The 10,944-nt window shown below is 42.9% G+C and carries 13 protein-coding genes; 4 read left to right on the top strand and 9 right to left on the bottom strand.

Annotated elements, in window-relative coordinates; all coding sequences use genetic code 11:
• Positions 1-19: 19 nt before the first annotated feature.
• The 4 genes from vapB to JGK11_RS28245 all read right to left on the bottom strand — a co-directional run bounded on the left by vapB (position 20) and on the right by JGK11_RS28245 (position 1,236).
• Positions 20-232, bottom strand: coding sequence for a type II toxin-antitoxin system VapB family antitoxin (gene vapB, locus JGK11_RS28260; protein WP_293193538.1), 213 nt, complete (start codon positions 230-232; stop codon positions 20-22).
• Positions 233-318: 86 nt separating this feature from the next.
• On the bottom strand, positions 319-714 hold the full coding sequence (locus tag JGK11_RS28255; protein WP_293213793.1) for an NUDIX domain-containing protein: 396 nt from the start codon (positions 712-714) through the stop codon (positions 319-321).
• Positions 715-777: 63 nt separating this feature from the next.
• The gene (locus tag JGK11_RS28250; protein ID WP_293185950.1) at positions 778-963 is read right to left on the bottom strand and encodes a CopG family transcriptional regulator; all 186 of its coding nucleotides are present in this window, start codon (positions 961-963) and stop codon (positions 778-780) included.
• Between the two features lie 84 nt (positions 964-1,047).
• The gene (locus JGK11_RS28245; RefSeq protein ID WP_293185949.1) at positions 1,048-1,236 is read right to left on the bottom strand and encodes a hypothetical protein; all 189 of its coding nucleotides are present in this window, start codon (positions 1,234-1,236) and stop codon (positions 1,048-1,050) included.
• Positions 1,237-1,433: 197 nt separating this feature from the next.
• Between JGK11_RS28245 and JGK11_RS28240 the strand changes: the two genes are divergently transcribed.
• The 3 genes from JGK11_RS28240 (at position 1,434) to JGK11_RS28230 (ending at position 3,511) form a co-directional block, all read left to right on the top strand.
• Positions 1,434-1,667 (top strand): hypothetical protein, encoded by a 234-nt coding sequence (locus JGK11_RS28240; protein ID WP_293213769.1) that lies wholly within the window; start codon positions 1,434-1,436, stop codon positions 1,665-1,667.
• Between the two features lie 152 nt (positions 1,668-1,819).
• A complete protein-coding gene (locus JGK11_RS28235) occupies positions 1,820-2,422 on the top strand; it encodes a Uma2 family endonuclease (RefSeq protein WP_293213791.1) in 603 nt (200 codons plus the stop codon).
• Between the two features lie 465 nt (positions 2,423-2,887).
• Positions 2,888-3,511 carry a hypothetical protein gene (locus tag JGK11_RS28230; RefSeq protein WP_293185945.1) on the top strand — a complete coding sequence of 208 codons (624 nt, stop codon included), beginning with the start codon at positions 2,888-2,890 and terminating at the stop codon, positions 3,509-3,511.
• An 86-nt stretch (positions 3,512-3,597) separates the two neighbouring features.
• Here JGK11_RS28230 and JGK11_RS28225 read toward each other — a convergent pair whose 3' ends face one another.
• The 5 genes from JGK11_RS28225 to JGK11_RS28205 form a co-directional block, all read right to left on the bottom strand.
• Entirely contained in the window at positions 3,598-4,662 is a 1,065-nt protein-coding gene (locus tag JGK11_RS28225) for an NAD-dependent epimerase/dehydratase family protein (RefSeq protein WP_293213768.1), read from the bottom strand.
• Between the two features lie 222 nt (positions 4,663-4,884).
• Positions 4,885-5,541, bottom strand: coding sequence for a Uma2 family endonuclease (locus JGK11_RS28220; protein ID WP_293185943.1), 657 nt, complete (start codon positions 5,539-5,541; stop codon positions 4,885-4,887).
• A 451-nt stretch (positions 5,542-5,992) separates the two neighbouring features.
• Positions 5,993-6,757, bottom strand: coding sequence for a glycosyltransferase family 2 protein (locus JGK11_RS28215; RefSeq protein ID WP_293213767.1), 765 nt, complete (start codon positions 6,755-6,757; stop codon positions 5,993-5,995).
• Positions 6,754-8,520, bottom strand: a complete 1,767-nt coding sequence (locus tag JGK11_RS28210) for a hypothetical protein (RefSeq protein WP_293213766.1) — start codon at positions 8,518-8,520, stop codon at positions 6,754-6,756. Before JGK11_RS28210 ends, JGK11_RS28215 begins: the two co-directional genes overlap by 4 nt.
• Positions 8,521-8,739: 219 nt before the next feature.
• Positions 8,740-10,740, bottom strand: a complete 2,001-nt coding sequence (locus JGK11_RS28205; RefSeq protein ID WP_293213765.1) for a chromosome partitioning protein ParA — start codon at positions 10,738-10,740, stop codon at positions 8,740-8,742.
• Positions 10,741-10,760: 20 nt separating this feature from the next.
• Here JGK11_RS28205 and JGK11_RS28200 point away from each other — a divergent pair.
• Positions 10,761-10,944 (top strand): hypothetical protein (locus tag JGK11_RS28200; protein WP_293213764.1); only part of this gene is annotated, 184 nt, incomplete at its 3' end.

The raw sequence follows: 10,944 nt of genomic DNA, 5'->3' as shown, positions 1-10,944 counted from the left end.
TCGTGACAGTTCCCTCACGTTAGTCCAAAACAGGTTGTTCTCTAGTTTCCATGAAATCTTCAGAGAAGAGTTTTAAACTATCAAACAAGATTTGCCACGGATTGTTTTTGGAAATTAAAACAACAACGTTACCTATCTTTTTGATGTAAACTTCGTTATCTTGAAACTGGTATTCTTTCGGTAAAACTACAGTCTGGCGGTCGCCATCGATCGATAATTTAACAGTGTTCATTTTAGCAAGTCCCAAAATTCACTAGATTCTACTAATACTAACATTTTAGCTTTTACCCAATCTTTAACCAACTCACTGACAAAAGATTACTCCTGCGTCTTCAGCAAAACCGCGCTGCGCCCAGCGTAGGCGTCATGGATGCGTTCGACATGACTCGAAAACGTGTTGATAGGCAACTCCGAGGGCAGATACCACTTGATGTCATCTGCTTCTTCCGTCGTGTGCAGGCTACCCCCAACGACTTCACAGCGGAATGTAAACACCAAGTCCGATCGCGATGGTATAGCATAAATGCCGATCGCACCTATGACCTTGACCAGCAAACCAACCTCCTCTTCCACCTCACGGACAACAGCAGCCCACGGAGTTTCCGCCGCCTCAACCCTACCACCAGGCAAGTTCCAAGCATCCCTATCGGTGCGATGGCACAGCAGTACCTTGCCGCCGCTGTCAATAATCGCAAAAGCACCAATGGTGTGCATGGTTGACAAGCCTAATTTTTCTAATGAGTAGCAATGAAATTTTCAGTAAAGTGCGATCGACTTTCACTGCTGTGTATCCTGTTTTGCCTCAGTTTGCTGCTGTTGACGGTCTTCCAGTGCTTTGTCGATCGCCTTGCTAACAATCCATGAAACAGAACGTTCTTCAGAAGTAGCCCATTCCTCAAGAGCCTCCTTTTTTTCCTTGGTTACATACACAGCTATCAACTCAAGCTTACGCTTCCCGCCCATTAGGTTTTTCTCTTTTAAATTGACTCACATTTTAACTTCGATCCAATCTTTAACCAACTCACAGAGCGTTAATAGCTGTTGGATTCATTCTTTCACCTCCGGTGTAGATGCTTGTTGCTGTTCTTGACTTTGATACTCTTTAACACTTTTTTCAATCAGCTTTCCAGCCAGCCAAGATACGGATCGCTCGTCTTTCTCGGCCCATTCCTCTAATGCTTTGGCTATTTCAGGAGGGACGTAAGTGGTTACTCGTCTGAGGTTCTTCGGTGGCACGATCGTCTTTTTCTCATCACTGCTTTCTTTAACATTCTAGTTTTGCACGTTACCTCTTGACATAGGTTTACAAGCTATGTTAGCTTATTACAAGCGTACACCCAAGACCAAACCCCCACCGCTTCAGACTGCAATCGAGACGCGGCAGGGGTTTGGACTCCCACATTCAGGAGATAACCCTATTAGGAGATAACTCTATGATATCAACACCAAAGTCCGTTCCCGAACTACTGCGCGAAGAAATTCCCGACGCGCCCGCCGACAAAAAACCCGTCCGCTTGCTGCTGTGCGGCACTCCCAAGGGCGTTAACTGGATCGTAGACATCCTGCACATCTTGGGTTTCGCCAAGATTGATGAGTGGAGTCCGCCTCTCCCATCGCCGATTAGCGGTGAAATCATGCGGATTTTGACCCGCTATTTTGCTGAGTAGAAATTGATGGTGATGGCGATCGCCGATTGGAGCGATGGCTGTCACCTACGAACTTTGAATTGTTATAATAAAAATTGCAAATTGTCCTATGTTTTGGGCTTTCTGAGATGAGGATTAATTTGCTAAAACAGCATCAATTTTAGGAAAAAATGATGGTACAAACCAACTCATCGGCTGATATTGCACTCAATATTCCGCCTGCACTAACGCTCACCGTTACCCGCGAACAGTTTGTAGAATTAGCGATCGCCAACCGAGAGTTACAATTAGAACGCACAGCAACAGGAGAATTAATCGTGAACCCACCAACCGGAGGCGAAACAGGATATCGAAATCTGGATATAGAAGGGCAAATCTGGCTGTGGAATCGGCGTACTAGACTCGGTAAAGCATTTAATTCTTCTACTGGTTTTCACCTGCAAAATGGGGCCGATCGCTCTCCCGATGCAGCTTGGGTGTGTCAAGAAAGGTGGGATGCACTAACCCCAGAACAAAAAGAAGGTTTTATTCCGTTAAGCCCAGATTTTGTGGTGGAACTCCGTTCTAAAACTGACAGAATCAAACCGCTGCAAGATAAAATGCAAGAATACATGGAAAACCAGGTGCGGTTGGGTTGGTTGATAGATAGAAAAAACAGAAAAGTGGAGATTTACAGACAGAACCAAGAATTAGAATTGCTGGAAAATCCTGCAACTTTGTCCGGCGAAGATGTGTTGCCTGGTTTTGTCTTGGATTTGACAGAAGTTTGGGGATAAATGATGAATTTTGTTAAGGACAGGAAATTACTCATTCGACCGGCTTAGAAAAATTGATATATAATGTACAAATAAACAGATTGTGATTGAAAACACTGTCAGGAACTCAGGGAATCAACGCCACTGAGCTTGTAAGAAATTGCAAGCTGTTCTGACCAGACCCCTCTTCTGAGGAGACGTCCCCCACCGGTCACGACACCGGCGAATGCGACGCCAGTTTTCCGCTCTGTCATCTGCAATTAAACAGTTTTAAAGTCACGCTTTACAGTGTTGCAGGTATAACAAGCCTTTATAACCAGGTCGAGGCGAACATTACCCGAAAGGGTCTGGAGACAACCAGATCTCCCTAGAGGGGCAACCATACCCCTCTCCCTCGCAAGGGGGATTCAAGGCGGTTGAAACCGCCTGGTCGTTTTCCTCGAGCGGGCTAAAGCCACGCTCGTTTCCCACTTACCGAGTGTTTTTATGACCAAGCAAAAAATCTTACAGGAAGGTCGAGAATATACCTTTCGTTCATACTTTGACTTACCTTATGAAACCGATCAAATTTTAGCAGAATTTGATTACTCACTAAGCAAAGGAAGGTTATCTTTACCGAAAACAACTAGACAGTTAGATAGACTGATAGAGCTGAGAGATAAAATAGAAGATATCCTTCCCTTAGTCAGTCTCAGCAGCGAAATAGCTAGAAGAGAATCCTTAGTATCCCCTGTACTTCTGGATCTGATCCGATACTGTCAATGTCAACTGCGATTTGAGTATACTCTCAACGTTAATAGCTGGTTAAAGGGAAATTTAGATTATCTCGTGAAGTCAAATCAAGAGTTGCTAGTTATTGAAGCAAAAAACGACGATATGACTAGAGGATTTACTCAACTAGCTGTACAATTAATTGCTATGTCGCACGTGGAAGACCAAAATATATTTTACGGTGCTGTGACAATGGGAGATGTCTGGCGATTTGGCAAGTTAGATCGAAATCAGCAAACTATTTTCCAAGACACTCATTTGTTTAGAGTACCTGACGATTTAGACGATTTATTTAAAGTAATGGTGGGAATTTTAGACGGGGATGAAATTTCGCGGTAGGGTGCGTCGCTTGCAGTCACTCAACTAGGTTCAAAAATTATCTTAGCGACGCACCTTACTATTAAAAATCTGCGATTGAAAAATCCCTACAAAATCGAACTTAAAACCACTTCATTAGCAGCAATCCAATCATAAATATCCTGCAAAGCTGCCTCCGGCCCAATCATAGGCTGCCATCCAGTCTTCTCCATCACCCTAGAAGAATCGGTAATAAAAATCGGAATATCCCCCGCCCGTCCCTCCAAAACCGGATTAATTGTAATAGACTTTCCCGTAATCTTTTGGCACAATTCAGTTGCTTCAACTAAAGAAAGACTGTTGTTCAAACCGCCACCAACATTAAACACTTCACCATCAAATTCAGCAAAATGTTCCAACTGATAATTGACTAATCTCAGCAAATCTTCAACGTGCAGCAAATCCCTAACTTGTTTACCACTGCCGCCAAAACCGATATAATTAAGCGACCTTTGAAAATAGTGAGCCGCCACCCACAAACCGCAAACTCCCTGATCTACTTTCCCCATTTGCCAAGCACCGGTAATTAACCCGCAGCGGTTGATAATTGCCTGCACGTTGTATGCTTCCCTGTACTCCTCAATCAGCAATTCCGACGCTAATTTAGTTGCTCCGTAAAGCGAGCGGTGTCCTTTTAGTGGGAAATCTTCTGATATGCCTAACTCCGATATACCGGGTAATGTTTGCTCTGGGGCGATCGCAAATCTATCATCCAACTCCAATAACTTGATAGACTTGACAGAGGCGATCGGATAAACTCGACTTGTAGACAAAAACAATAAACTCGCACCAGTTTGTCTCGCCAACTCCAAAACATTTACAGTACCCAGCAAATTTGTCTGCAAAACGTACTGAGGCGAACTAAAACCCGCCAGCACAGAAGGCTCCGCAGCGCAATCTATAATACAATCAGCATTGAGTGCAACTGGATCTAAATCAGCCGCCGTGCGAATATCCCCGTAAACAAACTGAATTCCGCAACTTTTAAGCCGAGGCAAATTCAATTCCGAACCCCGGCGGCGCAGGTTATCCAAACAAATTATTTGCCATTCCGGGTGAAGTTTCTTCAGGCCAATTGCCAAACAACTGCCGATAAAACCCGCACCGCCCACAATTAAAATTCTCTCAGGCATTGACTCAACTTTCTTAGAGGATTAATTACTGCTGTTAAATTGTGTTGAGGTATAGCCTTTATCAAAAAGATGAGGTATGACTGTAAATGGAGTTTTTGATGCGACCTCGCTTACTATATAATAAATATAAGAGGGCTGAAGCCCAACAACGTACCTCACCTATCTGAGAAAGGCTATATGTCTCGCATTAAAACTTAATCATCTGTCAATTAATTTTGACAGCTATTCTGGTTCAATGCCCAAAGCCCGCAACTGATTTGCTAAACGTTCGACTCGCTCTTGGGCTTGCAGTGCAGCTTCCTCTGGCGTAGCAACTAACTCACCATCTGGGGTAAAATAACGCAATTTCCCATCGTGAATTCCCAGATATAATTCTAGTACCTCACTCCACAATCTACCAAATTCATTGGCAAGAATAGCTTGATATTCTTGACCAATTAAACGAAAACCAGCAAATTCCAAATCTTCAGGATCGAACCAAAAGTATTCGGGCGTTCTAAACCGATTTTGATATAATATCTTTTTTTCGTTGCGATCGACTCTGGCGGTAGAACTAGATAGCAATTCTATAATTAGATCGGGATATCTCCCCTCTTCTTCCCAAACTACCCAGGAACGACGCGGACGTTTTTCGGTATCGGCGATCAGAAAAAAATCAGGACCGCGAAAATCCCGATTTTTCAATTGTTGCTGGCTGTAGTAAACCGTCAGATTTGCTCCAACAAAAAAGTCATTGCGATCGCGCCATTGCCATTCCAAACAGGCAACTAATAATGCTAATTGAATATAATGTAGGGAACTTTCCATTTCTGGCTCATCACTTTCAAGTTGACTGGCATCTGGCATCAATCTTGCCATTTCTTGGGCTGTAAAAACCATGACTTAATCCTCTCAATTTAGTATATCTTTTCAACCAAATTTCCCCATAGCCTCCTAAGTTAAATTTTACCGCGCGATCGCACTTTTGAGCTATTTGACCATTTTTTCGTAATCATTTCGCAGGTTGCGCCCGTTATCTATAGCCTTTCTCAAAAAGATGAGGTATGACTGAATCCTTACATAACCACTAAATTAAGAGGGCTTAAGCCCAACAACGTCCGCGAATCTTTCTGAGAACCGCTATAAGTTGCCAGTTGACAGTTGACAGTTGACAGTTGACAGTTTGAGAGCGACCTCTACCCTTAAGTCCGAGGATTGGAGTAATGAATAGTCTGATTTTAATTTCTCCCTCAAAGACTTGGGGCTTTCAACCAATTCTTTCTGGTAAATAACCTCATGAATAAAGCCCGATCCCCTTACGCATAAATGGTTTAATTCCCATACTTAACTATCAAGTGTCAACTGCTTTTAACTCATTCATCTTTCTTGTTCGGTGGTAGTCGCCGCGAGAGAGATGTTTTTCCAGCCAGACATACAAGACAATAAACAAATACCGGCTTCCCATCTCTTTTATTTTCAACTTAGAAATACCAGCAGTCCGATTGTACCATCTCAGAGGAATCACCGTATAGGAAAAACCCCGGACAATTGCTTTTAGGGGAAGTTCGACAGTCAAATTAAAGTGATGGCTCAAAATCGGTTGTATACCTTCAATCACTTCTCTGCGATATAGTTTAAAAGCATTCGTGACATCGTTGTAACGCAAGCCGAAAATACTTTTGACAAACCAGTTTGCTAAGCGATTAATTCCTAACTTGTGAATTGGATAATCAACGACAAAGCCGCCTTTGATAAATCTGGAACCGAAAACGCAATCATATCCTGCTTGCAATTGACGGTATCCTGCTACCAAATCTACGGGATCGTCGGAAGCATCCGCCATCACAATCGCCACAGCATCGCCTTCAAATTCCGCCAAACCCCGACGCACGGCAAATCCGAAACCGTTGGGAGGTTGATTGTTGATGTATCTAACTGTGCCAAAAGTCTCTGACAATTCCTGGCAAATGTCAATAGTTCGATCGCTACTATTGTCATTCACAATCAAAATTTCGTGCTCAATCCCTTCTAAATCGAGCGTCTGGGCTAAAGCCCGCACAGTACCTTCCAAACAGCCCTCTTCATTGTGGGCTGGTATAATCACAGAAATTTTCACTCTTTATCCTCCACTGTTACCCTAGCACCGCCGCGCAACCTGACAAACTGGTTGTCAACAGGATTATACACCCAAGCTTTGATATCGGTTTGGGCGATCGCTAAATCGCCACCAGACACATCAACCGCCCACCTCGCATTATTGTACAACTGTGATTTCAAAGTCTTAGCAATATCGGGACTGTCCAAATTTACATAAGCGTTAGCAAAAAAAGATTTTTTATCGCCGACAGATAGCAGTACAATATTCGGCTGTTTCCTATTGTCTGGCAAAACCGCCCAACCAGCAGCTTTCAATAATTTATCGCCCGTTGGAGGTTTGTCTAAATAGCCGTAAACTTTCTTGGTATTAGGAATAAAATCTACATTTTTGGCGAACTTTCTCCAACCCATTTTATCGATAATTGCAGCGCCTTCTCTCACCAGCCAAGTTTTTTTACTCAACACTCTCAAACAGCTTTCGGGCGAATTGTTGAAAAACTTCGACGGTTCGAGATAGTTAATTAACTGCAAACAATCTTGAGCGCCTTGTTTGTAAATAAGTGCAGAGCTAGTTTGGACGATCGCCTGCTGAGAATTAACAATAATTATACCAATTAATAGCCCTGAAACTCCTCTAAAAATCAATTTATAGTTGAATTTCAACAGAGCTTTTGTTTCTCGAATAAACAATTGTCCTAGCTGAACCAAAGCAATTAACAGCAAAATCGAATTAGTCGTATATCTAGAAGATTCGATCGCCTGAATTGCCCCAAATTCCGCCCTACCAGCCGTAATAAACAAAGCCGACAAAACCGAAAACAAACCTATTGACAGCCAAGGCAAGGCCTGATGTAGCAATCCCAAATCAATTGTGGGATGGGCATCTTGCCCGTCCCCACCCAATCCCAAATTAGTTAATAGAATCTTCTTCCCAAAATGCCATACAAAAAATCCAAAACTTGCAAATATTACCAATCCTACAAATGCAGAAAGTCCAGGTGATCTAACAATTGGCGAACCCAATAAACTCAAAAAATAATCAATTACCACCAGCGGCTTATTCAACAATGCAATAATACTTGTTTTACGGCTAGGATGATAATCAATTGAGTAAATAGCACAAGTTGCTGCAAACAGCAATATCCATACAATTAATCTTCTTTTTTTCTGTACTCGATTTCCCTCCAAAGCCACCACAGCCGGAACCGCCACAAACCAAGATAGCAAACCTTGAGCCAGAGAAAAACTAGCAATAAAACAGAATATAGCAGCAATAGAAATTCTAATATTAGGCAATAATTTGTGAGTTGAAACCAGCGCATACACCGCAGCTATAAAACACAGATTTACAAAAAACCAAGCTAATTGAAATCCCCAAAGCCAGTTTTCATGTTGAACCAGGGAGAAAAGTAAAATACAAGTTAAAATATTAGCTAAATGCCACAAATTATCCCCAACATTCTTAACCTGCATCGAGGATAACTTGTACATAGTCATAAAAGTTATACCAGCCAAACCGATGCTGAGACACAACTGATAATTAATATTCCATCTGGAAGCAAAAACCAGCACAGCGATAATTAATTTCGGAAAGACTATGCGGTGGTTGCTGTGCAAAGCCCAAAAATCGTTAAACGTTACACTTCCCTGAGCTATTTTCTCAAACAGGCTAGCCAACCTCCACTCGTCATCAATGGGTACGTTAACGCTAAAAGTGGCTACAAACCCGATTAAAAGGACAACAGGAATCAGATATAGCGTAAATAAAATACTTTTTTTCATGAATGTGCGATCGCACCAATTGCCATCACTATTTTATATTAATATCGTTAAATCATTCTCATCATGTTTGTAGTGAGGAATGCAAGTCCTCATAATTTGGGGGAATTAGGATTAAAGTCCTCAGTACGAACCGGGCTAATTAGGACTAAAGTCCTCACTACAAACCAGTCATCAAGTTTGTAGTGAGGACTTTAGTCCTATTCAATTCTGTTAACCGAATTACTTAACAGTCTTGAATGTATCCAGTTTGCCAGTAAATCGGTTGATAAACATCTGCAAAACAGTTCGCTTGCCGATATTGATATTAGAACTTACCGCCATTCCCGACTGCAAGTTAACTTCCTGTTCATTTGGCTTGCCCTTGTTCAAAATAAACTTTTGAGTCTTCAGCTTAATTTTGGTTTTGAAAGCGTAGTATTTCCGGAGTTCAGTAGGAGGTTCAGCATCGCTGCTAATCTCTTTCACTTCACCCTCAGCAGTACCAAACTCCAGCGCAGGGAAAGCTTCAACATTTATATCCACAGGTACGCATTGGTATTTTGTCAAACCCAATTTCTCTCTATTAACTTCCTTCTCAGGACACAGGCAGCTTTTACCTTTTTCGCAGTCAATCTTTTCTCCATCTAATTGTTTGCCGTGATATTTTTCTAATTTTTCTCGCTTGTTTTTCATACCATCCAAAACAAGAGCTACGTTGCTATTTTCCAGGTAAACAACTGCTTGCAAGCCGTTTTCATCATCCAAAACCTTGAGCAGCTTCTCTGTTTGCTGCGCTTCGTAATAAGCTTCTTCGCAGCGTTTGGGGCGCGGTTCTCCCGGCTTCACCACTGAGTTAATAATGGATTGGCATATCGGATCTTTAGCTAGATCCAACTTCGCATTCTCCTTCTTAGAAGGTTTCAAATCGAAGATAACGCCGGATACGGGAGCCTTCATAATTTGAGTATCGCGGACTTGCTGGGCTTTTTCTAGCTGAGCATTTACTTCGGACAGCTTTTTCAGGTTTTCTACTTTAAAACGGCTGAGTTGAGAATCGCTGCTGGCAATTTGTTTCTGGTTTTCAGCAATTTTGCTGTAAAGTTCTTTGGCCCAGGCATCCTTGGTGTTTTTCAACTGTTCTTGGGCGCGGGCGATCGACTCCTGAATGCGCGCTTGCTCTCCTTGCTGGCGCTGTACTTCAGCGGTAATTTTTTGGATGTCACCTTGACGCGCATTAATTTCGCCTCGGCGTGTATTTATCTCACCTCGGCGGGTGTTGATTTCGCCTTTGCGGGCGTTGATTTCGCCTTCGCGCTGTTTGATTTGATCTTGCTGTTTCAGAACGTCGCTTTGGCCTCTGAAAACATCTTGTTCCTGTTTTTCTCTTTGCAGTTCAGCGATCGCTCCTTGCTCTACCAGCGGGCCTAGTCTGCCCAAAATGCCTTGATTGGACTTCAATACTTGTTGGGATTTGGCTAACTGTTCGTCAGCCAAATCTTTCTGAGCCAGAGCTGATTTGACTTGCTCTTGGGAAGAAGCTAACTGCTGCTGAGAGTAATTTAATTGGTTCTGAGCAAAACCCAATTGTTGCTGCGCTACCGTCATTTGATCGCCGGCGGCTTTCTCAGCATTTTCAGCTTGCTTGAGTTGTTTGTCCAACTCCTGAACTTGCCCTTGGGCGGCGGCTACCCGAGACAGAAATTCCGATCGATAATTAACATACAGTCCTTGCTGGGTGGCATCAAAATTTCCGCTGGCTCCCCGGTTAAGGTACAGCTCGTCAATCAAAGCTTGCAGCACTTGATTTTGTGCAGCAAGGCTCTGTCTGTCTTTGATTGTGGATTCTAGGTTGGAAGGAATAGGGCCTTGAACTTTGCCGCTGACGACATCTTCGTAAAATTTATTTTCCTTTTCCAGCGCTTCTTTAGTTTTCTTAATCGATGTTAAATCAGCACTGGGTGCAAGGGGGTTGAAAGTGAGCAGGGGCTGGTTTTTTTCTACCCGATCGCCATTTTCGACGTGCAGCCTCACCACAGCGCCCGTAGCAGGCGCTTGGATGTCTCTAGCACCATCTTTGAGTTCCAATTGGCCGACAGCGGGGACAGCTTGCTCTACGCTAGCAAAATAAGCCCAAACTACGGCAGAAGTGGTCATCAGCATGATCGTCCACAAAAACAAGCGCGACCAAATCGCTGGTTTTTCCAGAATGACTGCTTGTTCAGAAAGGATTACCGATTTCATAGCCATATGTTATTTGGGTAATGGGTAATGGGGAATTGGGAATTGGGAATTGGGAATTGGGAATTGGGAATTGGGAATTGGGAATTGGGAATTGGGAATTGGTAATGGGAATTGGGAATTGGGAATTGGGAATTGGGAATTGGGAATTGGGAATTGGGAATTGGGAATTGGGAATTGGGAATTGGGAATTGGGAATTGGGAATT

The organism is Microcoleus sp. PH2017_34_RAT_O_A (assembly GCF_020737885.1).
GTDB lineage: Bacteria > Cyanobacteriota > Cyanobacteriia > Cyanobacteriales > Microcoleaceae > Microcoleus.
Note: the sequence above shows the minus strand (reverse complement) of the source record. Positions and strands in the feature narration are given on the sequence as shown.

Coding starts and splice junctions, on each gene's coding strand:
- JGK11_RS28210 (WP_293213766.1), bottom strand. CDS start 8,520: ATGAAAAAAAGTATTTTATTTACGCTATATCTGATTCCTGTTGTCCTT.
- JGK11_RS28205 (WP_293213765.1), bottom strand. CDS start 10,740: ATGAAATCGGTAATCCTTTCTGAACAAGCAGTCATTCTGGAAAAACCA.
- JGK11_RS28225 (WP_293213768.1), bottom strand. CDS start 4,662: ATGCCTGAGAGAATTTTAATTGTGGGCGGTGCGGGTTTTATCGGCAGT.
- JGK11_RS28235 (WP_293213791.1), top strand. CDS start 1,820: ATGGTACAAACCAACTCATCGGCTGATATTGCACTCAATATTCCGCCT.
- JGK11_RS28250 (WP_293185950.1), bottom strand. CDS start 963: ATGGGCGGGAAGCGTAAGCTTGAGTTGATAGCTGTGTATGTAACCAAG.
- JGK11_RS28255 (WP_293213793.1), bottom strand. CDS start 714: ATGCACACCATTGGTGCTTTTGCGATTATTGACAGCGGCGGCAAGGTA.
- vapB (WP_293193538.1), bottom strand. CDS start 232: ATGAACACTGTTAAATTATCGATCGATGGCGACCGCCAGACTGTAGTT.
- JGK11_RS28220 (WP_293185943.1), bottom strand. CDS start 5,541: ATGGTTTTTACAGCCCAAGAAATGGCAAGATTGATGCCAGATGCCAGT.
- JGK11_RS28230 (WP_293185945.1), top strand. CDS start 2,888: ATGACCAAGCAAAAAATCTTACAGGAAGGTCGAGAATATACCTTTCGT.
- JGK11_RS28240 (WP_293213769.1), top strand. CDS start 1,434: ATGATATCAACACCAAAGTCCGTTCCCGAACTACTGCGCGAAGAAATT.